The sequence below is a fragment of the Clostridium sp. MT-14 genome (genome assembly GCF_042436595.1).
Lineage (GTDB): Bacteria > Bacillota > Clostridia > Clostridiales > Clostridiaceae > Clostridium_B > Clostridium_B aromativorans.
The window spans coordinates 12,464-33,878 of the sequence record NZ_JBHMIY010000007.1 but is presented as its reverse complement, the minus strand read 5'-3'; the positions used below and the strand labels follow the sequence as shown (position 1 = coordinate 33,878).

Below are 21,415 nucleotides of genomic sequence, written 5' to 3'. Positions count from 1 at the left end.
TTCTTTGAACCTGAATATAACTTGATTGCAATATTACATGGGGTTTCATATCCTGATAATATAGCTATTTAATTGTGGAGGTAATAATATTGAGAAGATCCAGGAATGACATGGATGATTTGATGCAGCTTGCTCTATATATGTTTCCCAAATATATGAAGAGAATACAAAAATACGATAGAAGGCATTTTGAAGATTTGCATCACGGTGAAGATCATCATTATGAGCACGATGAATATGCGGATTTGAAGGATTTAATTGGGTTCATAGAAAAAAATATTATCAGGGACAAAGGTAAGGAGGGTATGGGAGACAAAAAAATTGGGAAGAAAATTGATGGAGGAAAACCCCAAAATACAGGTAAAAATCCGATTCATGAAGAAATACTAAAAAAAGCACAGGAACAGATTAAAAAATCAGGCCAGGGACCCGATAAGAAATTGTCGGATGATAGAAATGTGAGACAGGACGGCAGAGCTGCCAAAAGCATAAAACAGTTGGACTCAAAAGAGACAAGGGAGATGCCGACAAAAGATGTATGTTTTTCAGCATGCAATGAGGAGATAAAAAATTTATTGAACAGATATGTGAATAAAAAATTTGACATATGCACTGACGGCGATGAAAACTGTGTGTTTGAACAGATAAATTTGATATGTGCAGATGAAGAGCTGGCCAAATTTAAAAATGGGGAAGGTGAAATCATAGTAATACCTGTAAGAAATATAGTTGGAATGAATTTGCCTGAACCGGTATACATGGAAGAACATTCTAAAAAAGATGATATGACATACTACCCTCTGGAAAAATCGCTGTGTCATTATTTTGGCGCAATAATTGGCAAAAGGGTGTGCATACAGACACGGGGCCAGGGAAAGTTCAAATATCTCTCAAGAAAGCTCATCACAGGTACAGGAAAAGGATTTGTTATAATTGAAAACAACATTGTCATATTATTTTCCAAAATAATATTTATAAGAGAATCGAAGCTGGATGAATATAAAAATTCATAGAGAAAATACCTGGATGTTTATGTATAAAATACATTGAACATGAAAATCCAGGTATTCATTTTATTGATTTGCCTTCTTAAGTTTTTCAATTCCAATTTTTACTCTCTTTATGGATTCTTCTTTTCCTATAATATCTGCTATTTCAAAAGCACCGCCGGGAGTGGATTTTTTACCTGAAAGTGCCGTCCTTACAGGCCAGAGTACTACTCCATTTTTAACCTGCATATCTGATACCAGATCCATACAGCACTTTTCTATGTTTTCGAAAGTCCAGGGATCCAGTGATTCTACTCTTGGAAGAAATTTTTCAAGAGTGATCAGTGAATTCTGTAAATTTGTCTTCATTCTTTTATGGATATACATGTCTGCAGAGTAATCCGGAAGTTCCTGAAAAAAGTCCAAAAAATCTGGTATTTCACTGAGTACTTCAACTCTGGTCTTAAGCAGCTTGCTTATTTTCAAAAAATCCAGATCCTTTGAAATGACTTTTTTATAGTAGGGAAGAGCAAGAGAATTAAAATCTTCCAAAGGCATATTTTTAATATACTGTCCATTCATCCATTTCAATTTTACAGTATCGAATATGGCAGGAGATTTATTTATATTTCTATAGTCAAATCTTTCTACCAGCTCCTGAAGATTAAAAATTTCCCTTTCATCTCCGGGATTCCAGCCTAAAAGGGCTATGTAGTTTAAAACAGCTTCTTTGAGGTATCCTTTTTTTATAAGATCTTCAAAAGACGCGTCACCATTTCTTTTACTCAACTTATGGTGTAGATCTTTCATTATTGGAGGACAGTGAATATATATTGGGATCTGCCAGCCGAAAGCTTCATATAACCTGTTGTATTTTGGAGCCGAAGACAGGTACTCACTTCCCCTTACTACATGCGTAATTCCCATAAGATGGTCATCTATTACGTTTGCAAAGTTGTAGGTAGGATAGCTATCGGATTTTATGAGTATCATATCATCTAATTCCGAATTGTCCACGCATATATCGCCATAGATCTCATCATGGAAAGTTGTAACGCCGGTTTTGGGATTATTCTGCCTTATTACATAAGGTATTCCGGAATTAAGTTTTTCCTTTATTTCTTCTTTTGAAAGATGGAGACAATGTTTATCATATTTGTAGTCTCCTGATATTTGAGAGTTAGCCCTCAGTGTATCAATTCTCTCCTTTGTACAAAAGCAGTAATAAGCTTTTCCCATATCTATAAGTTTTTTTGCATATTTTAAATATATATCGGTTCTCTGGCTCTGGATATAAGGCCCTACTGGTCCGCCTATATCCGGACCTTCGTCGTGTTTTAGTCCTGTAGTTTTTAAAGTGTTGTAGATTATATCTAAGGCACCTTCAACGAATCTTCCCTGATCCGTATCTTCAATTCTGAGTATGAAGTCTCCGCCAGCATGTTTTGCAATTAAGTATGTATAGAGGGCAGTCCTTAAATTACCCACATGCATATATCCTGTGGGGCTCGGTGCAAATCTCGTTCTTACCTTGGTCATTTTTTTCACTCCTATTTATTTTAAAGTAAAAACCTCTCATCCGTTTTAGACGAAAGGTTATGAGCTTGCTATTACTCTTTAAATAATATAATAATAGAGAATTTGTGTCAAGGTAGTTTTTAAATTCATGTTCTTGTAAAAGTGAGCAAATTAGATTAAATACCTGAAATATGCAACGTATATGGCGAAAAAGCCGCTTCAATATAGTATTCCTCCATAAAAGTAAATTTGACATATATGAGTATTATTGATATAAATAATATAGCATATATGTTGCACATACAACATATAAGGTATATAATTATTAATATGAGTAGCATATATAAAAAATAAACTTTATATGATAGGTAAGTATTTTATGGGAGGAAAAAAGTAATGTCTATAAAAGTTGCAATTAATGGTTTTGGAAGAATAGGAAGATTGGTTTTAAGGATTGCCCAGGAGAGATTAAAGGGAACTGTTGATATTGTGGCAATCAATGCCAGAGCAGATAATGAAACCCTTGTGCACCTTTTTAAATACGATTCTTGTTATGGCAGGTTTAGGGGAAATGCAAAAGCGGGAAAGGACTCCATATTTGTAAATGGTTCTGAAATAAAGATCTTTAGAGAAGATGATCCTGAAAATTTACCCTGGGACAAGTTAAATGTGGACATAGTTGTGGAATCCACAGGAAAATTTAAAACTAGAGAAAGTTTATATAAGCATATAAAGGCCGGAGCAAAAAAGGTTATAATTACGGCGCCTGCTAAAGGTGAAGATATAACTATAGTTATGGGAGTAAATGAAGAAAAATTTGACGTAAAATCCCACAATATTATTTCGAATGCATCTTGTACAACCAATTGTCTAGCTCCTTTTGCAAAGGTTCTGGATGAAAACTTCGGTATTATAAATGGCTTTATGACTACAGTTCATTCCTATACAAATGATCAGAGATTACTTGATAAAACCCATAAGGATTTGAGAAGAGCAAGAGCAGCTGGTCAATCTATAATTCCAACTACAACAGGGGCGGCCAAGGCAGTTGCAAAAGTACTTCCGAATTTAAAGGGAAAATTGAATGGGATTGCCTTTAGAGTTCCTACAGCTACAGTTTCCGTTACTGATTTAGTATGTCAGCTTTCAAAATCTGTTACTGTAGAGGAAATAAATAAAACTTTTAAAAGGGCCTCTGAGGGACTTATGGAAGGAATATTGGGATATTCTGATGAACCATTGGTTTCAGTAGATTATAAAGGCGATGACAGATCCTCTATAATAGATGGACTTTCAACTATGGCATCAGGAAATATGGTGAAGGTGGTATCTTGGTATGATAATGAGTGGGCTTACTCCTGCAGGACTGTGGATCTTGTAAATTATGTTGCAGAAGAAATGGAAAAGGATTCTGAAACTACTACTAGAGAAATGATGACAAACAGAATATAAATTTTAGCCAAATCATAAATTTTCCTATAATAATAACGGTGGGCAGCTTCTTGTAAGCTGTCCACTATTTATAAATTTATTCCAAATACATTTTTTACTACAAGGCCTACAATAAAGGAAAAAAGAGCAACTCCTAAGCTTACACCGGCCATTTGTATAAATCGCTGCTTGAAATTGAATCCTTTAGCTACTGATATATAGTAATTAAAGATAGATATTATAATTACAGCAATGACAAGAGTTACTACCAGTGCCTGTATGTACATGTTTCCTGGCATAAAGAGAAAGGGAAGTATGAGTAAAATAACAGTTATTAAATAGGAAACGCCAGTATAAACACTGGATTTTAAGGCGTCTTTTGTATTTTCTGCTTTTTCGGCAATGTATTCACTGGCAGCCATGGAAAGGGTAGCTGATATTCCTGTGATCATTCCAGCTAGTGCAATTACTTTTGTGTTTGCCATGGAAAGTGTAAAACCGGCAACACTGCCTGTTATCTCCACAAGTGCATCATTTAGTCCAAGAACTATAGAACCTATATATTTGAGTTTTTCTTCATCCAGCATGTCGAGCAGCAAGAACTCGTGTTTTTCTTCATCCTCTGCTATTTTGGAAAATTCAGGGAAGGCATTTGACAGTTTACTATAGCTGTAACCTCTGACAGCCTCAGTTTCTCTTCCTTCCATTTGTTTTACGGCAAAGGTGAAACCAAAGATCTTTGCTATGGTAGAGTAGAACCATATCTTTTTTTTATCAGGTGAAACTTCCATATTAGTATATGTTTTTATAAATTTATAATGTCCTTCTTCGTCTCCTGCTATTTTTAACAGTATTTTTTTGTTTTTTTCATCTTTTGTGATTTTGGACACATTTATATATATCTGTCTTTCAGTTATTTCTCTCAATTGCATCTGAAATAGAATTTTTTTTAAATTCTCATCTATTTTCATTTTACCTACAACCTTTTTGTATATTATTTTTCTCTGGGGAAAGTATGTAACATATATTATAATACTGTGGTCATGTACTTACAAGCCAAAAGTTTACTGTAATAAAATCAAGCGTATGGATATATTAAGCATTCACTTGAATTAGTGATTATATTATTATAATCTATATTAATTAAACTAATTTTAATAAAATGAATGATATAGGAGAAATTTATATGAGTTTGTATGAAGATAAAGCCTTGGAAGAGTTGCTCCAGTGGAAAAAAGAAATGACAAGCAGGCCCAGCTTTACAAATGATTTTACAAAAAAAATGCAGTCAAAATTAAATGAGTTTATTCCTGAAAAGTGCCAGCACATAATTACAAAATCCATAGAAGGTATGGTGAAGACAGTTATATATGGATATAAATATATCTCTACCGCTCCCGTTCATGACATGAATTTGGAATCAAGAGAAAATTTAGTAAGGGAAAAGATGAAATTTTACAGGAATGCAGCTGCAGTAAGCGGTGCAGGTACAGGTGGAGCTGGAATTATTGTGGGCTTGGCTGATTTTCCCATATTACTTGGGTTGAAAATGAAATTTTTGTTTGATACTGCTGGTATCTACAGTTTCAATGTAAAGAATTACAGGGAGCGATTGTATATACTCTATATATTTCAAATAGCTTTTTCAAGCCAGGGAAGAAGAAGGGAAGTCTATGATATAATGTCGGATTGGGATAATTATTGCAGGGCATCACTTCCTGAAGATAAGAGTCATTTTGACTGGAGAACATTTCAACAGGAATACAGAGATTATATTGACATTGCAAAGATGCTGCAGCTTGTCCCTGGAATTGGGGCAGCAGTGGGGGCATATGCCAATTATAAATTGATAAAGCAGCTGGGGAATACAGCTATGAATGCCTATAGACTTAGGGTTTTTAAATTGTAAATTATGAATATTTTAGATAATTTTCATAAGCTGTATTCTGTAATAATGTTATAATAAGGACAGTATAAAAATTATAATATTATTTGAGGAGGAATGTCATATGCCAGCTAGAACTGTAAGAAAAATAGTGGGGGGAAACGTACAACAAGACGGTGCAGGAGTGAAACTTTTGCGTGTACTGGCGCTGGATACAGTTACAGAATTTGATCCTTTTCTGATGTTGGATATTTTTGATTCGGAAAATTCTGAAGATTATATTAAGGGGTTTCCGTGGCATCCACACAGGGGAATTGAAACTGTTACTTATCTTATGAGCGGGAAAATCGAACATGGGGACAGTCTTGGCAATAAGGGTATAATTGAAGACGGATGCTGTCAATGGATGACTGCTGGAAGCGGGATAATTCATCAAGAGATGCCGCAGCCTTCAAAGAAAATGTTTGGGTTTCAGCTTTGGATAAATATTCCGAAGAAAGACAAGATGTGTATCCCAAAGTACCATGATATAAGTAAGGAAAGTATACCTGAAGTGAAAAAGAAAGGTTTTACTGTGAGAATAATATCAGGACACTACAAGGACATTCCTGGAGCTTTTAGGGGAGAATATGTGAAAGCTGACATTTTGGATATAAATATGGAAAAACAAGCTGAATGGTCTATTAAAACAGATGTTAAGTCTACTGTATTTGTGTATATTTTTAGGGGATATGGTTATTTTGATAAAAACGAGAAACAGTGTATCAAGGAAAAAAGTGCAGTTCTATTCAATGGGGGAGAAGAAGTTAGAATTCGTTCCGGTGAAGATGGAATGCGCTTTACAATATTTATAGGCAATCCCCTTAAAGAGCCTGTAGCCTGGGGAGGTCCTATTGTCATGAATACAAGAGAGGAGCTTAAAAAAGCTTTTGAGGAAATTGACAATGGAACCTTTATAAAAAACGGTAAATATGCAAACCATAACTTAAAATAGTGTATAATTTTATTATGAGTATAATAAGTTGAGGTGGGGAAATTATGGATATAAAAAAAATATTATTATTGGGAAATGAAAATTTGTATAAAATCTGTAAAGAGGTTTCAAAAGATGAGCTTGATCGAGCTGAACAAATAGTTAAGGAACTACATGATACAATGATGAATTTTAGGAAAAAGTATGGATTTGGCAGAGCGATAGCAGCACCTCAAATAAATGAATTGTTTAGGATAATATATGTAGATTTTAATTATAATTCGATAGCTTTAATAAATCCCAAGGTTGAATTTGTGGATGATGAAAAATTTGAAGTGTGGGATGATTGTATGAGTTTTCCGGGAATAGAAGTAAGATTATATAGACATAAAAGATGTAAAGTTCATTATAAAGATTTAGAATGGAATGATTGTACTATGGAACCTGAGGGTGATTTATCGGAATTAATACAACATGAATACGATCACCTTGATGGTATATTAGCTTTTCAAAGAGCAATCGACAAAAAATCCTTTAGAATGAATAAGGATAAAATGGGATACCTTGATGAAGGTTTAAGTGGAATGAAGTGATGTTGTTAGAGTGTGGAATAGAGTAATATAATTTTTTCACTTGATAACGGTCAAATTTTCATACAAACATAATAATGAGATAGGAAATGTCATTCAAAATGTGGTAATGGCATTTTCTTTTTGTTGTATATAGTATAGTTTGCTATATTATTTCAATATATAGTTATAAAAACTATGTATTGAAATATAGTTACATATATAGTATTATATTAATGTAAAAATAGATTTAAACAAAAAAGGAGATACTATGCCAATTATAGAAGTTCTTCAAAAATGGTATAAAAATATATCCAAGAGCAGCATTTGCACGGGCATACAGATAGAAACTGTAAACAATTGTGGGTGGTGTGTATGCATTGACCTATTTGATACAGTTTATGAAACTGAGAGTTTCAAAACCGTATATATACGAAAGGGTGATGATAATTGGTTTAAGTGTATTAAAAAGAATGGTTTATTTAAGGGTTATGGTGGAATTGAAAACCTGGAAGATATTTTAAATGTTTTTTACTGCTGGATTAAGTGATTTTTAAGTTCCTATGTTTTGAGGGGGGATACTATGAAAACAAAAGAAAGTTATAATTTAGTTGCTTTTGGTGATTCTATAACAAAGGGCGTTATATATGACAGCAGGAGGGCAAGATATTCAAGGTTAAAGGACTGTTTTGCCAGTATAGTTGGAAGAAGTTTTAAGGGAACTGTATGCAATGCCGGGAGGTTTGGAAGTACGATCAAGAGAGGAATAAGCAAGATGTATACTGATGTCATAATAAAAACTCCAGATATTGTATTAATAGAGTTTGGGGGAAATGACTGTGATTTTGACTGGGGGGATATAGCAAAAGACCCCGATTCCAAGCACAGGCCAAAGACGGATATCTCAACTTTTAATGATATGCTGTCCAATATGATATGCACCTTTAAAGAATCCGGTATAATACCGATGCTTATGACACTGCCTCCTCTGGATTATAAAAGATACTTTAACTGGATTACAAAGGGAGATAAAACAGCCGAAAAAAATGTTTTAAAGTGGTTGGGTTCGGAAGTGAAAATTTACAATTGGCACAGGACATACAGTGAAATGATTACAAAGGTGGCCCATAGGACAAAAACTACCTTGATTGATGTGAGATCGGAAATTCTCAAACAAAATGACTACAATAAATTTTTGTGCATAGACGGTATTCATCCTAATTTGGAGGGACATTCCCTGATTGCCCATATAATACTCAATTTTCTCAAAGATAATTACAGTTTTTTACTGCTTTGAAGAATAATATGAGTACACTGCACATACTAATTTTATAGAGAAATGAAATATATTGCAGGGTATGGTGGTTGCATTGATGATAGATAGTCCCTTTCGTAAAATGTTCAATTATTACAATAAAAAAATGCAAAATAATTTTCCACAGGCATCGGGTACATTTATTCAACCGGATATGGTGATAAAATGGAATGACTTGGAATGGCAGAAAGAACTCTCCTATTTGAAAGAAGTTAAAATGAAATATATTGTGATGAACACTTTTGTGGTTCAAAACCAAAGTATCAAGAGAGTATATGAGACTTCAATAGAAAATGAAAATAGGGCTGGAAGGGTGGATGTAGTTGACACCTGCCTGAGAAATTGTGAAAAATTTGGCTTTAAGGTATTCCTGGGAATTGATTACAATGTCTTGTGGTGGAGGATAGGGCCTAGAAAACCAAGATGGCTGTATGAACAGATGAAAAAAGGAAATCTGATAGTGCAGGAATTGTATGAAAAATACCATGGCAAATATAAAAATGCTTTTTACGGATGGTATTGGGTCTATGAAGTGGATAATCTTAATTTTAAAAATTTAAGAGATTTTAAAGTATTGGCCAATGCTGTAAATATAAATTTGGAATATATGGATAAAAATGATTTGAGACTGCCATTTATGATATCGCCTTTCATGAACTCAAAATATTCTACTCCGCAGCTCTATGCAGATAATTGGAAGTATTTTTTCAAAATAGTTGATTTAAAAGAAGGGGATATATTCTGTCCACAGGATTCAGTGGGAGGCGGAGGACTTGATATAAGCCAGGTGAAAGATTGGTTTCAGGCTCTTGAGGGAGCTGTAAAATCAAAAAAGGGAATTTTATTTTGGGCCAATGTAGAGACCTTTGATCATACCAACTGGTCAAGTGCATTTATGAAGAGGTTTATAAAGCAGATGAGGCTTGAAAATCCATTTATAGATGATATCATAACTTTTTCCTACAGCCACTATTACAGCCCGGTCAATATAAACAGTGGTTTTCACAGGGCCTATAAAAGGTATTTGTATCAGCATGAAGTCTATAACAAAAGACCGGATCCGCCTAAATGGGTTAAAATTCACAAAATGGAGAATAAAATTTCACTTCAGTGGGAAGTATCTGGAAATATAGCGGGGTATAGAGTATACTGCAATGGAAAGAATATATATTCTCCTGTTGTGCAGAGAAAATATGGCGGGAATAAAGATCAGACATGGGGAAAATTTGTATGTAAAAATATTTCAGCGGAATCTAAATATCAAATAGAAGCCGTGGATTTTTGGGGGAACGTATCAAAAAAAATTACAGTATAGAAATATTGTAAAAAAATTTTGCCTATATTGAGAAAAATCTTTTTCAAGAACCTTAGAAAAACCTAAAAATGAAAGGATTAGCTTAAAGTGAAGAAAATAGTCAGGTTTATACCCAACGGAATTACAGTGCTAAGGATAATTATGTCCATTTTATTTGTATCAAATATTTTGGAGCAGTTTAAGCATGGACAGCAGAAAATTTTCAGCCTTATAGCCTTATTTTTTTGTATATGTGTATCAGATTTTATTGATGGGTACATTGCAAGAAAATTCAACTGCACTTCAACAGCAGGTGCCAAACTTGACATCTTTGCAGATTTGTTTTTCATAATTTCATCTTATGTAATTTTAGTGATTTTGAGAATATTGCCTTTATGGTTCCTAATATTTATGTGTCTCAAATTTGTAGAGTTTTTATGTACTTCAAATTTTATAAAGAGATATGATAAATTATCAATGCATCCATTCATTTTTGACAGACTGGGAAGAATTGCAGCAGTTATGATTTTTATTGTACCGGGTATAGCCTGTATATTTAATATTTTTACATATGATAACTCTGCATATATGGTAAATTTCTTATTGTATATTATGTTGATATTAGGACTATTGTCTTCATATTTGAGGATAAGAAAATGTTTTAAATTATTGTCTTGACAGCCAGTTTACAAAGTGATATATAAAGAATGTTTACTTGAAATACTACTGTTGACTGAAAGCTGATCATGTAATAAAATGTAAAAGTGGGCGGTATTTATTAAAAGCTGTACCAATATTATTTATATACATATATCTGCTTATATCATTTGAATAAGACAGTCAATAAAGGTCTCCCTGGTTTTGAATTAAACTTAGGAGTTTTGTATCACTTCTTAAATTTACAGGAAGAAAGGAGTGATTGGTTGATAATAGATTTGTTGGAGTAGAAAAATCAGGCTTTTTAAGTGAATATTTTGTCCCGGGTAACGTGGGTATTAAGGGCTATGATAGCAGAAACTACAAGTATGCATTAGAAGCTGAAGATACTAATGTGAAATTAGAGGGACTAATATTAAAAAATAGTGATACAACATTTATTAAAATTCTTGATGACATAATCTCAAGTATTTGGCAGAATATACAAAGATTTAATTCGAAAGATAAGGTTATATGTCACGTCAATAGCTTTTATCTTCAAAAATCTTTTCTAAATATAAACAATTTTGGTGTTTTCAGATATCAATTCATTCCATGTTTTAATTTTCTAATAAATATTTCACCTATAAAAAATTTAAAAAATTAAATAATATGTATTTTTTATTGAAAGCTTCTTTAAATAAGTGAAGTTGTATTAAAATTATGCTTTTTGGAGGAAAATAATGAAAACAGTAAAAACAATAAAAGAAGTCAGACAACAAGTCAGGGAATGGAAAAGAGAAGGATTATCAATAGGGCTTGTTCCTACAATGGGATGCCTTCATGAAGGACATAAAAGTCTCATAGACACAGCCGTGAAAGAAAATGATAGAGTAGTAGTCAGTGTTTTTGTCAATCCTATACAATTTGGACCTAACGAGGATTTTAAAACTTATCCAAGAGATATGGAACATGATAAAAAACTCTGTGAAAGTTCAGGAGCAAGTATAATATTTAATCCGGAGCCCTCAGAGATGTATTTTGAAAATAGATCTACCAACGTAGAAGTAGAGGGGTTAACGGAAGGATTATGCGGAGCCAAACGTCCAGGTCATTTCAGGGGAGTGTGTACTGTAGTTTCCAAACTATTCAATATAGTAACACCAGACAGAGCCTACTTCGGAGAAAAAGACGCACAACAATTAGCTGTAGTTAAAAGAATGGTGAGGGACTTAAATTTTGATGTACAGGTTGTAGGCTGTCCAATAATAAGAGAAGAGGATGGGTTGGCAAAAAGTTCAAGAAACACTTATCTTTCAAAGGAAGAAAGGCAGGCGTCCTTAGTGTTGAACAAAAGTTTAAAAAAAGCCAAAAAACTATTGGAAGATGGTGAAAAAGATGCATTGTTGGTTAAACGTGTAATTGAACAGGAAATAAACAAGCAGCCTTTAGCCAGGATAGATTATATTGAAATTGCAGATAGTGAATCATTGAGACCGGTTAAAAAAGCAGATGAATCTTTATTGATAGCTATAGCAGTATTCATAGGAAAAACCAGGCTGATAGATAATTTTACATTTAGAACGGGAGAAAAATAAAATGCGGATGACAAGACAAAAAATATCCGATTATGAATCAAACTAAAAGTTTGGGAGAGATTTATCATGGACTTTATGGAAAAACTGGGGAAAGTGTTAAACAGATATTTTTCAGTGTTAATCATAGCTGTTGCGGTCATAGGACTTCTGCAGCCGAAGACCTTTTTATGGATTGTACCTGATATCTCAGTGTTTTTAGGAGTTATAATGTTTGGAATGGGTATTACTTTAAAAAAGGAAGATTTCAAAGAAGTGTTTACTAGACCTAAAGATGTATTTATAGGTGTAGCAGCCCATTATTGTATAATGCCCTGTGTAGCATATATACTGTGTTTGATTTTAAAACTGCCTAAAGAGCTGGCAGTAGGAGTCATTCTTGTAGGGTGCTGTCCAAGCGGTACCGCATCAAATGTAATGTGCTATATAGGCAGAGGAGATCTTGCACTTTCTATTTGCATAGGTGCAGTTTCTACAATACTTGCTCCGTTTTTAATGCCTATTTTAATATTACTTTTGGCAGGTAAATGGATTTCAATACCGATAATGGGATTGTTTATGGAAATTGTTAAGATAGTCATAGTACCTATACTTTTAGGTGTTATAGTAAATTGTATATTTGGAGAAAAAACGCAAAAAGCTGTAAAAGCACTTCCAATTGTATCAACTATATGCATAGCTTTGCTGGTTGGAGGAGTAATAAGTGCTAATTCAAAAAAATTATTGACAACTGCTGCAATTGCAATTGGTGCTGTAATTCTCCACAATTTATTTGGTTTCCTGTTTGGATATTTAGCAGGAAAAGTGCTTGGTATGAATGAAACTAAAAGAAGAGCTGTATCATTTGAAGTGGGTATGCAGAATTCAGGATTAGGAGTGACATTGGCCATGAGCTTTTTCTCACCGGCAGCTGCAATACCGGCAGCAATATTTAGTGTATGGCACAATATATCCGGTTCTGCTCTTGCAGCTTTCTGGTCCAACAAAGAGATTGATGATAAAAAATCACAGGGTGTAATAATATAGGGTTTTCTCCCCTGTATAAAGCTAAAGCCAATGCTTGATAAAACTAAGCATTGGCTTATTATTTACGTTATTATAATATAAAAGACCAAGGTTGATTTATTCATAGTCAATTACAGATATTCAACTGCTGGTTGAATTTTTATAATATGTTAAACTAGAAATCCATAGGTGAATTTAAAGGATTAAGCTATAATGTATTTATAGAGCTCTATAATATAAAAATACTGGAGTGAGTGGATTATGGGGAAATTGCAGATAGATGAAATAATATCAAGGCTTAGAAAAGAAAGACAGATTACCCAGGAGCAGCTTGGAAAATATATAGGTGTTTCTACAGCAGCTGTTTCAAAATGGGAAATGGGAAATTCTTATCCTGATATTGAACTTCTTCCGGTACTTGCTTCTTTTTTTGGTGTTTCCATAGATAAGCTTTTAAATTACAGGATACAGTTGTCTGAGGAAGAAGTGATGGATATATTTAAAAAGTGTGAAGAACTTATGGCTGGAAAGGAGATGGAAAAAGGCATTGAACTTGGGAAAAAATATATAGAAAAGTATAGTTCAAGTTATTTTCTTAAATTCAGAATAGGATTTTTGTTCCATATGTATTCCTGGAGATGTAAAAACAGGGCAGCGTCAGATAAAATGGAAGATTATGCAAAAGGACTGTTTGAAGATATAGGGAAAAACTGCAGTGACAGAAATACAACTGAACTGGCGCTTTATGTGCTGAGCACTATATATTCATCAAGAGGTGAAGATGACAGGGCAGTGGAGGTGCTCAACAAAATAAATAAAAGTGAATACCAGGTTGACTTTATGCTGGCAAATATATATTTGAAAAAGGAGGGTACTGTAAATAGAGGGCGCAAAATTCTTCAGGGACAGCTCTGGAAGTATATTTTTTATATGAGCTCTGTTTTAATGTGCCTTGCAAAATCCTACTGTGAAGACAAGAATAATCTTAAATTAGTGGAAAAATACCTCAATACGGCAGTTGACATTAAAAGGGCGTTTTCACCTGAAGCCGAGGCTGTACTTGGACTTCATATAGAATATATGAATTTTGCAAATGTGTATTTAAAAATGGGAGAAAAGGAAAAGGCCTTGGGCATGCTTGAAAAATGGATAGAGTATATTGAGGTAAACAACCTGAACGAAAAAGAGAAAATTTCTTCTGTATGGTGTTTTGATGAGCTTTCGGGAAACAAGCCAGGGTTTACACTGGATATGTATGAAAATATGAGCAAGCTTCTTGAGGATGATATATTTGATCCTGTAAGGGAAGACGACAGATTCGTACAGATTTCAGATAGAGTGAATAATATGAAAAAACATAGGTGATTTTAAGAAGGGGAGATGCAGAAGTGAAATTAAAAGTTTTAGTGGATAATAATACATATATTGACCAATATTATTATGGTGAACCTGCTGTTTCATATTATATTGAAGACGAGGATACTATATTGTTATTTGATGTAGGTTATTCTGATATATTTCTCAGAAATTCCGCTTCATTAGGTGTAGATTTAGAAAAAGTAAGTGTTATTATTATTTCACATGGCCATAATGACCACACTGGAGGGTTAAAATATTATTTTGAGCATCAGTATAAAAACAATATAAACATTATCGCACATCCAGATGCCTTTACAGAAAAATTTGAAGGAAATTTGAAAATCTGTTCTCCCATTTTACAGGGGGAACTAGAAAAAAAGTGCAATTTAATACTTTCAAGAAAACCTAAAAAAGTCAGTGAACACATAACTTTTTTAGGGGAAATACCGCAGACAAATAATTTTGAAAGAAGAAGACCTATTGGAAAACAAAATGTTGATGGAATTTTGGTTGAGGATTATCTGATGGATGATACAGCACTTGCATATAAAAGTAAAAATGGTATTTATATTATTACTGGATGTTCTCATAGTGGAATATGCAATATAATAGAATATGCAAAGAAAATATGTAAAGATAATAGAGTATTGGGAGTTATAGGTGGGTTTCACTTATTTGAAATAGATGAGCAGGTTAATAAGACTGTTAATTATTTAAGACGAAACAACATAAAAGAGTTATATCCATGTCACTGTACATCCTTTGTCGTTAAAGCGGAGATAAATAAATTTTTACCTGTGAAAGAAGTTGGAGTAGGGTTGGAAGTGAATTGGTAAAACTATTTGAATTGATTATTTCATAAAAAAAGTAAAAATAATTTAAAACTCTATATAAAGTTTAAGGCTGTATGGAATAGTGAAAAGCTATTCCAATTATTTTTGCTTAAATGAAGAACCAAAAGTGAACTTAACTTATCTAATATGTAAATATAAAATATGATCATATTTTAAGATGGAGGCTAAGATGGGATATATAGACTTAACAAAATTGGCTAAGAGGGCTAAGAAAGGTGACAAGGAAGCTTTTGGCAGACTTATAAAGATCTGATAATACAAAGACTGTAGTTACAGAGGTTTTTCCTGTAACCGGCGGAGATATAGTTCCCGATAAATTTGATTTCAACATGAATTTTGCCAGAGATGATAATTTAAAAGGAAACTGGAATTTTAGAATTCCATTAGTAAAACAGAAAATACAGGATAAGGTTGATATTTTCAGATTAAATAAGGATATAAAAAAAGGCTTTAATTCAGTTATATGTATAGGTAATTATGATGAAATGTACGAAGAAATTGGACAGATAAATTTAAAGAAATAAATAGAAAGTTTAAATTTATTTATGATGAACAGTGCTAAAAAATAGTGAAATTTAAATTGAGTTAACCTCTGTTATTAAAATTTATAAGTACATAGCTGTGTTGGAAAATTCAACATGGTTATGTATTTATTTTTATGTAGATTATATTTAGGGCATGTATTTTTTACCTCAAAGGCATAGCTCATATAATATGTTTTCCAAGGATTTTCCTCTGTTAGTGGGTAGATATTCAACTTTAGGCGGAATTGTTGTATAGGGAATTCTTTCAATAAGGTTATCCATCTCCAATTTTTTTAATTCCTGTGATAATATTTTATTACATATGTTCGGAATAGATTTTTTCAGTTGACCGTATTTGATTGGTTGTTCTTTTAATATATGTCATAATATTATTGCTCTCCATTTGCTCCCAATGACGGTCATTGTAAATCCTATTATAAGTACCCATATTTTTTGTGTTTAATAGTGAACATATTATACAACGAGTATAAGTGGATAATTATTAAACAATATTTTAAAGCACTATATTATTGATATGTTATCATTTACAATATATATATTTTGATAAATTAATAAATTTTCCTATTGCCTTTTTTAAAAAGTTGTGTTATTTTTTTATAAAATTAAAAAGCACTATTGGTTATACCAAAATTTATAAGCGAGGAGATATGTAAAATGAGACAGGTAGCTATTTATGGAAAAGGTGGAATTGGAAAATCCACTACAACGCAAAATCTTACTTCAGGGTTAGCAGAAATGGGAAAGCACATAATGGTAGTAGGTTGTGATCCTAAAGCGGATTCAACTAGATTGCTTTTAGGTGGACTGGCTCAGAAGACGGTTTTGGATACTCTGAGAGAAGAAGGCGAGGATGTAGATCTGGATTCAATATTGAAAAATGGATTTGGAAACATAAAATGCGTTGAATCCGGTGGACCGGAACCTGGAGTCGGCTGTGCCGGAAGAGGTATTATAACTTCAATTAATATGTTGGAGCAGCTGGGAGCTTATACGGATGATTTGGACTATGTTTTCTATGATGTACTGGGTGATGTTGTCTGTGGTGGATTTGCAATGCCTATACGTGAAGGAAAGGCTCAGGAAATATATATAGTGGCCAGCGGTGAAATGATGGCCATGTATGCGGCAAACAACATATCAAAAGGTATAAGCAAATTTGCAAACGCAGGTGGAGTCAGACTGGGAGGTATAATATGCAACAGCAGAAAGGTTGCCAATGAGAGAGAACTTCTTGATTCATTTGCTAAAAAATTAGGAAGCCAGTTGATATATTTCGTACCGAGAAGTCCGGAGGTTACAAAAGCAGAGATAAACAAGCAGACTGTTATACAGTATGATCCAAAAGCCAAGCAGGCGGATGAATACAGAGCGCTTGCCCAGGCTATAGATGGAAATGACATGTTTGTAATACCAAAACCGATGGCTCAGGATGAGCTGGAAGCCATAATGATGGAACACGGTCTTATGGATTGAGGTCATAATATGAAAGTACAGTTTATAGAGAATAAAATAATAAAGTGTATCCCTAAATTTTGAGGTGATTTGAGGGATACACCCAAAAAAGTACCAGAATCGACTAAATTCTAATACAATGTAAGTTTAACACAAAAAAGGGGAGTGTTCAATAATGTTAATGGTAAAAGCTATTATAAGGCCGGAAAAAGCTTCAATTGTACTTTCGGAATTATGTGATGCTGGTTTCCCGGCAGTGACCAAGTTTGATGTGGCAGGCAGGGGTAAACAGAGAGGAGTAAAAGTCGGAGAAATATTTTACGATGAAATACCTAAACAGATGCTGCTGATAGTGATAAAAGATGAGGACAAGGATGATATTATAAGCATAATCACTAAAAATGCGAAAACTGGAACCAAAGGAGCCTTTGGAGATGGAAAGATATTTGTAACTCCTGTAGAAGAGGCCTATACAATAAGTTCAAATACAAAGGAATTATAGGGGGAAAGCAGCATGAAAGAGATTATGGCGATTATCAGAATGGATATGGTAGGCAGGACAAAAGATGCTCTTGCCAAAATTGGTTTTCCTTCTATTACATGCAAAAAGGTGCTTGGCAGGGGAAGGAAAAAAGTTGATTTTTCTATGATCCAGGATTTTATCAGTGAAAAAGATATACTGGAAGCATCGGGCAGGAAGATTGCAGAACAGATATCTGAAACCCACAGGCTTATTTCTAAAAGATTGGTAATTATATTGGCAAAAGACGAAGATGTAAAAAAAGTTGTGGATACTATAATAGAGGTTAATAGAACGGGAAATCCCGGAGATGGAAAAATATTTGTAACAAAAGTGACAGACATAGTTAGAATAAGGACAGAAGAAGCAGGAGATGCGGCTATTTAATTTTTGTGAAAGGATGGGATTTTATGAGAAAAAAATTAGATAAAGTGGTAAATGAGGTTTTGGAACCATATCCGGCTAAAACCTACAAAAAGAGAAAAGAGCATATTGTCATAAAGACAGAAGAATCCCCAAATCCGGTCATTACAGCTAATGTAAGGACTATACCAGGGGTGATTACAGCCAGAGGATGCTGCTATGCCGGCTGTAAGGGTGTTGTCATGGGACCTATAAAGGATATGGTACACATAACCCATGGACCTATAGGGTGCTGTTTTTATACCTGGGGCGGAAGAAGATTCAAGTCAAAAGCTGAAGAAGGTGGACAAAATTTTAATGAATATGTTTTTTCTACCGATATGGAGGAAAAAAATATAGTCTTTGGCGGAGTTGACAAATTAAAAAATGCAATAAAGGAAGCAGTTGAAATTTTTCATCCCAAGGCCATAGGTGTATATGCAACATGTCCTGTTGGACTTATAGGTGATGATATAAATGCAGTAGCACGGGAAGCCTCGAAACTCTATGGAATTGATGTTCTTGCCTTTAACTGTGAAGGTTATAAAGGTGTAACACAATCTGCAGGTCACCATATAGCAAACAATACGGTTATGAGTGAAATAATAGGAAAAGGAAACGGCCAGCATAAAAAGTATTCAGTAAATATACTGGGAGAATACAATATAGGCGGGGATTCCTGGGAAATTGAAAGAATTCTTGAGAAAATAGGCTATAATGTGATTACAGCTCTTACAGGAGATGCAAGTTATGAGCACATTCAAAATGCCAATCTTGCAGATGTGAATCTGGTGCAGTGTTATAGATCAATCAACTATATAGCAGGTATGATGCAGACCAAGTATGGTATACCATGGATCAAATGCAATTTTATAGGCATAAAGGGAACAATTGATACCCTGAGGGAGCTGGCAAAAGTCTTTGATGATCCATATCTGTATAAAAAAACAGAAGAGGTCATTGCAGAAGAACTTGCTGAAATTGAAACAGACATAGATTACTATAAAGAGAGATTAAAAGGCAAGTTGGCTTGTTTATATGTAGGTGGCTCAAGAGCCCAGACGTATCAGGTACTGCTAAAGGATCTTGGTGTAAAAACCATTCTTGCAGGCCATGAGTTCGGACATCGTGACGATTATGAAGGAAGTGAAGTTATTCCAACTATAAAAGTTGATGCGGACAGCAAGAATATTCCTGAAATAACTGTAGAGCCGGATAAAGAAAAATATCGTGTTATAGTACCAAAGGAAAGAGCAGAAGCTCTTAGAAAAGAAGGTGTGCCGGTATCCTATTACGGCGGATTGGAAAAGGAAATGGATAATGATACGGTGATAATAGACGATTTAAATGCCCACGAAATGGAAAAATTCATAAGAGAACTCCATCCTGATATGTTTCTGACAGGAATAAAGGAGAAGTATGTAATTGAAAAAATGGGAGTGTTGTCAAGGCAGCTTCACTCCTATGACTATACAGGACCTTATGCAGGATTTAAAGGTGCAGTTGTATTTGCCAGAGAACTGGCAAGGGGAGTTTATACTCCGGCATGGAAGTATTTGACTCCGCCCTGGAAAAAACAACCTTTAATAGAGGGAAAATTGTCGGATGAAGCAGCAGTTTCAGGAGGTGAAAAATAATGTTAGATGCAACACCAAAACAATTAGTAAAAAGAAAAGCTTTGAGAATAAATCCAGCCAAAACCTGCCAGCCAGTGGGAGCAATGTATGCAGCCCTTGGAATTCACAATTGCCTGCCGCACAGCCACGGTTCCCAGGGATGCTGTTCTTATCACAGGACGGTGCTTTCAAGACATTTCAAAGAGCCGGCATTGGCTTCCTCGAGTTCATTTACTGAAGGTGCCTGTGTGTTTGGCGGTGGTTCAAATGTAAAGACAGCTGTTAAGAATATATTTGCAATGTACAATCCAGATATAATAGCCATCCACACCACATGTCTTTCTGAAACCATAGGAGATGATCTTCCTACTTATATAAGGGACATGGAAATACCGGAAGGAAAGCTGGTTATTCATACAAATACGCCAAGTTACGTGGGATCACATGTCACCGGATTTTCAAACATGGTAAGAAGTATGGTGCAGTATCTTTCGGTAAACAGTGGAAAGAAAAATGGGAAATTTAATATAATTCCTGGCTTTGTAGGACCTGCTGACATGAAAGAGATGAAAAGAATATTCAGACTTATGGATATCCCATATATAATATTTCCTGATACCAATGGAGTGCTTGATGCACCAAATACAGGCGACTATAAAGTATTTCCTGAAGGCGGTACCAGGGTTAAAGATATAATAGATGCTGGAAATTCGGATATGACTATAGCTTTTGGGAGCTATTCTTCAGAAGATGCAGCCAAGAAATTGGAGACTAAATGCAAAGTTCCCTTCAAAACATTAGAGGTTCCCATTGGAATTGATGCAATGGATGATTTGATTATGACATTAGCTAAAATTACGGGAAAGCCTGTGTCTGAAGAAATTGAGGAAGAAAGAGGTCAGCTTCTTGATTTAATCCTTGACTGTGCTCAATACTTCAACGGTAAAAAGGCAGCTGTAGTTGGAGATCCAGATGTTGTAATTCCACTAGTTCAATTTTTAATAACCCTGGGAATGACCCCCAAATATGTAATAACAGGTACTCCTGGAGCATTATTTGAGAAAAAGATCAAAGCCATTATGGATGAAGCCGGTATAGAGGGAATTGTAAAAGCTAATAGTGATTTCTTTGAGATGCATCAGCTTATAAAAAATGAAGGCGTGGATCTTTTGATATCCAATACCTATGGAAAATTTATTGCCAGAGCAGAAGACATTCCGTTTGTCAGATTTGGATTTCCTGTAATGGACAGGTATGGACATCAGTACACTCCTAAAGTGGGCTACTCCGGTGCCATAGATTTGGTAAGGAGAATGTGTGATGCAATGCTCGACAAGGATGACAGAGAGTGTAAAGAGGAGGATTTTGAAGTAGTACGATAAATCATATGAATTAAAGACTGGTTTGGATTCAGGCATCACCTTGAATCCAAACTTGATATTATAAGTACTTTTTAT

At 34.2% G+C, this 21,415-nt stretch carries 23 protein-coding genes; 20 read left to right on the top strand and 3 right to left on the bottom strand.

Annotated elements, in window-relative coordinates:
- Window positions 1-89: 89 nt before the first annotated feature.
- Window positions 90-1,013, top strand: coding sequence for a hypothetical protein (locus ACFHWD_RS07170; protein ID WP_378061204.1), 924 nt, complete (start codon window positions 90-92; stop codon window positions 1,011-1,013).
- 60 nt (window positions 1,014-1,073) lie between these two features.
- Here the strand turns inward: ACFHWD_RS07170 and gltX are convergent, their stop codons facing one another.
- A complete protein-coding gene (gene gltX / locus ACFHWD_RS07165; RefSeq protein WP_378061203.1) occupies window positions 1,074-2,528 on the bottom strand; it encodes a glutamate--tRNA ligase in 1,455 nt (484 codons plus the stop codon).
- A gap of 375 nt (window positions 2,529-2,903) precedes the next feature.
- Between gltX and gap the strand changes: the two genes are divergently transcribed.
- Entirely contained in the window at window positions 2,904-3,959 is a 1,056-nt protein-coding gene (gene gap, locus ACFHWD_RS07160; protein ID WP_378061201.1) for a type I glyceraldehyde-3-phosphate dehydrogenase, read from the top strand.
- A 68-nt stretch (window positions 3,960-4,027) separates the two neighbouring features.
- Here gap and ACFHWD_RS07155 read toward each other — a convergent pair whose 3' ends face one another.
- Window positions 4,028-4,909, bottom strand: a complete 882-nt coding sequence (locus ACFHWD_RS07155; protein WP_378061199.1) for a VIT1/CCC1 transporter family protein — start codon at window positions 4,907-4,909, stop codon at window positions 4,028-4,030.
- 215 nt (window positions 4,910-5,124) lie between these two features.
- Here ACFHWD_RS07155 and ACFHWD_RS07150 point away from each other — a divergent pair, with 215 nt between their 5' ends.
- The 13 genes from ACFHWD_RS07150 to ACFHWD_RS07090 all read left to right on the top strand — a co-directional run bounded on the left by ACFHWD_RS07150 (window position 5,125) and on the right by ACFHWD_RS07090 (window position 15,947).
- On the top strand, window positions 5,125-5,847 hold the full coding sequence (locus ACFHWD_RS07150) for an EcsC family protein (protein WP_150355446.1): 723 nt from the start codon (window positions 5,125-5,127) through the stop codon (window positions 5,845-5,847).
- A gap of 100 nt (window positions 5,848-5,947) precedes the next feature.
- A complete protein-coding gene (locus ACFHWD_RS07145; RefSeq protein WP_150355447.1) occupies window positions 5,948-6,817 on the top strand; it encodes a pirin family protein in 870 nt (289 codons plus the stop codon).
- Between the two features lie 44 nt (window positions 6,818-6,861).
- Window positions 6,862-7,389 (top strand): peptide deformylase, encoded by a 528-nt coding sequence (locus tag ACFHWD_RS07140; RefSeq protein ID WP_150355448.1) that lies wholly within the window; start codon window positions 6,862-6,864, stop codon window positions 7,387-7,389.
- A 247-nt stretch (window positions 7,390-7,636) separates the two neighbouring features.
- Window positions 7,637-7,915: an Imm53 family immunity protein gene (locus ACFHWD_RS07135; RefSeq protein WP_150355449.1), complete on the top strand. Its 279-nt coding sequence runs from the start codon at window positions 7,637-7,639 to the stop codon at window positions 7,913-7,915.
- 33 nt (window positions 7,916-7,948) lie between these two features.
- On the top strand, window positions 7,949-8,662 hold the full coding sequence (locus tag ACFHWD_RS07130; RefSeq protein ID WP_150355450.1) for an SGNH/GDSL hydrolase family protein: 714 nt from the start codon (window positions 7,949-7,951) through the stop codon (window positions 8,660-8,662).
- A gap of 76 nt (window positions 8,663-8,738) precedes the next feature.
- Entirely contained in the window at window positions 8,739-9,995 is a 1,257-nt protein-coding gene (locus ACFHWD_RS07125; RefSeq protein ID WP_378061196.1) for a DUF4434 domain-containing protein, read from the top strand.
- A gap of 87 nt (window positions 9,996-10,082) precedes the next feature.
- Complete coding sequence (locus ACFHWD_RS07120) at window positions 10,083-10,652, top strand: CDP-alcohol phosphatidyltransferase family protein (RefSeq protein ID WP_378061194.1); 570 nt, start codon at window positions 10,083-10,085, stop codon at window positions 10,650-10,652.
- 241 nt (window positions 10,653-10,893) lie between these two features.
- Window positions 10,894-11,277 (top strand): hypothetical protein, encoded by a 384-nt coding sequence (locus tag ACFHWD_RS07115; protein WP_273335397.1) that lies wholly within the window; start codon window positions 10,894-10,896, stop codon window positions 11,275-11,277.
- 76 nt (window positions 11,278-11,353) lie between these two features.
- A complete protein-coding gene (gene panC / locus ACFHWD_RS07110) occupies window positions 11,354-12,208 on the top strand; it encodes a pantoate--beta-alanine ligase (RefSeq protein ID WP_378061191.1) in 855 nt (284 codons plus the stop codon).
- 66 nt (window positions 12,209-12,274) lie between these two features.
- Window positions 12,275-13,231: a bile acid:sodium symporter family protein gene (locus ACFHWD_RS07105; RefSeq protein WP_378061189.1), complete on the top strand. Its 957-nt coding sequence runs from the start codon at window positions 12,275-12,277 to the stop codon at window positions 13,229-13,231.
- A 240-nt stretch (window positions 13,232-13,471) separates the two neighbouring features.
- Window positions 13,472-14,575 carry a helix-turn-helix domain-containing protein gene (locus ACFHWD_RS07100; protein ID WP_179977252.1) on the top strand — a complete coding sequence of 368 codons (1,104 nt, stop codon included), beginning with the start codon at window positions 13,472-13,474 and terminating at the stop codon, window positions 14,573-14,575.
- A gap of 23 nt (window positions 14,576-14,598) precedes the next feature.
- On the top strand, window positions 14,599-15,405 hold the full coding sequence (locus tag ACFHWD_RS07095; RefSeq protein WP_150355456.1) for an MBL fold metallo-hydrolase: 807 nt from the start codon (window positions 14,599-14,601) through the stop codon (window positions 15,403-15,405).
- A gap of 347 nt (window positions 15,406-15,752) precedes the next feature.
- A complete protein-coding gene (locus ACFHWD_RS07090; protein ID WP_150355457.1) occupies window positions 15,753-15,947 on the top strand; it encodes a hypothetical protein in 195 nt (64 codons plus the stop codon).
- Window positions 15,948-16,115: 168 nt separating this feature from the next.
- On the opposite strand, the gene ACFHWD_RS07085 is transcribed toward ACFHWD_RS07090, so the two are convergent.
- The gene (locus ACFHWD_RS07085; protein WP_378061264.1) at window positions 16,116-16,325 is read right to left on the bottom strand and encodes a winged helix-turn-helix transcriptional regulator; all 210 of its coding nucleotides are present in this window, start codon (window positions 16,323-16,325) and stop codon (window positions 16,116-16,118) included.
- A gap of 297 nt (window positions 16,326-16,622) precedes the next feature.
- On the opposite strand from ACFHWD_RS07085, the gene nifH reads away from it, so the two are divergent.
- From nifH to ACFHWD_RS07060, 5 genes are all read left to right on the top strand, one after another.
- A complete protein-coding gene (nifH, locus tag ACFHWD_RS07080) occupies window positions 16,623-17,441 on the top strand; it encodes a nitrogenase iron protein (RefSeq protein ID WP_106010179.1) in 819 nt (272 codons plus the stop codon).
- A 154-nt stretch (window positions 17,442-17,595) separates the two neighbouring features.
- Window positions 17,596-17,922 (top strand): P-II family nitrogen regulator, encoded by a 327-nt coding sequence (locus ACFHWD_RS07075; protein WP_106010180.1) that lies wholly within the window; start codon window positions 17,596-17,598, stop codon window positions 17,920-17,922.
- 12 nt (window positions 17,923-17,934) lie between these two features.
- On the top strand, window positions 17,935-18,327 hold the full coding sequence (locus ACFHWD_RS07070) for a P-II family nitrogen regulator (protein WP_106010181.1): 393 nt from the start codon (window positions 17,935-17,937) through the stop codon (window positions 18,325-18,327).
- A gap of 23 nt (window positions 18,328-18,350) precedes the next feature.
- A complete protein-coding gene (nifD, locus tag ACFHWD_RS07065; protein WP_378061185.1) occupies window positions 18,351-19,979 on the top strand; it encodes a nitrogenase molybdenum-iron protein alpha chain in 1,629 nt (542 codons plus the stop codon).
- The gene (locus ACFHWD_RS07060) at window positions 19,979-21,340 is read left to right on the top strand and encodes a nitrogenase component 1 (RefSeq protein WP_106010183.1); all 1,362 of its coding nucleotides are present in this window, start codon (window positions 19,979-19,981) and stop codon (window positions 21,338-21,340) included. Before nifD ends, ACFHWD_RS07060 begins: the two co-directional genes overlap by 1 nt.
- The last annotated feature ends 75 nt before the right edge of the window (window positions 21,341-21,415 follow it).

Coding starts and splice junctions, on each gene's coding strand:
- ACFHWD_RS07155 (WP_378061199.1), bottom strand. CDS start 4,909: ATGAAAATAGATGAGAATTTAAAAAAAATTCTATTTCAGATGCAATTG.
- ACFHWD_RS07130 (WP_150355450.1), top strand. CDS start 7,949: ATGAAAACAAAAGAAAGTTATAATTTAGTTGCTTTTGGTGATTCTATA.
- ACFHWD_RS07145 (WP_150355447.1), top strand. CDS start 5,948: ATGCCAGCTAGAACTGTAAGAAAAATAGTGGGGGGAAACGTACAACAA.
- ACFHWD_RS07090 (WP_150355457.1), top strand. CDS start 15,753: ATGAATTTTGCCAGAGATGATAATTTAAAAGGAAACTGGAATTTTAGA.
- nifH (WP_106010179.1), top strand. CDS start 16,623: ATGAGACAGGTAGCTATTTATGGAAAAGGTGGAATTGGAAAATCCACT.
- ACFHWD_RS07135 (WP_150355449.1), top strand. CDS start 7,637: ATGCCAATTATAGAAGTTCTTCAAAAATGGTATAAAAATATATCCAAG.
- ACFHWD_RS07140 (WP_150355448.1), top strand. CDS start 6,862: ATGGATATAAAAAAAATATTATTATTGGGAAATGAAAATTTGTATAAA.
- ACFHWD_RS07070 (WP_106010181.1), top strand. CDS start 17,935: ATGAAAGAGATTATGGCGATTATCAGAATGGATATGGTAGGCAGGACA.
- ACFHWD_RS07075 (WP_106010180.1), top strand. CDS start 17,596: ATGTTAATGGTAAAAGCTATTATAAGGCCGGAAAAAGCTTCAATTGTA.
- panC (WP_378061191.1), top strand. CDS start 11,354: ATGAAAACAGTAAAAACAATAAAAGAAGTCAGACAACAAGTCAGGGAA.
- ACFHWD_RS07100 (WP_179977252.1), top strand. CDS start 13,472: ATGGGGAAATTGCAGATAGATGAAATAATATCAAGGCTTAGAAAAGAA.
- ACFHWD_RS07125 (WP_378061196.1), top strand. CDS start 8,739: ATGATAGATAGTCCCTTTCGTAAAATGTTCAATTATTACAATAAAAAA.
- gltX (WP_378061203.1), bottom strand. CDS start 2,528: ATGACCAAGGTAAGAACGAGATTTGCACCGAGCCCCACAGGATATATG.
- ACFHWD_RS07060 (WP_106010183.1), top strand. CDS start 19,979: ATGTTAGATGCAACACCAAAACAATTAGTAAAAAGAAAAGCTTTGAGA.
- ACFHWD_RS07150 (WP_150355446.1), top strand. CDS start 5,125: ATGAGTTTGTATGAAGATAAAGCCTTGGAAGAGTTGCTCCAGTGGAAA.
- gap (WP_378061201.1), top strand. CDS start 2,904: ATGTCTATAAAAGTTGCAATTAATGGTTTTGGAAGAATAGGAAGATTG.
- ACFHWD_RS07105 (WP_378061189.1), top strand. CDS start 12,275: ATGGACTTTATGGAAAAACTGGGGAAAGTGTTAAACAGATATTTTTCA.
- nifD (WP_378061185.1), top strand. CDS start 18,351: ATGAGAAAAAAATTAGATAAAGTGGTAAATGAGGTTTTGGAACCATAT.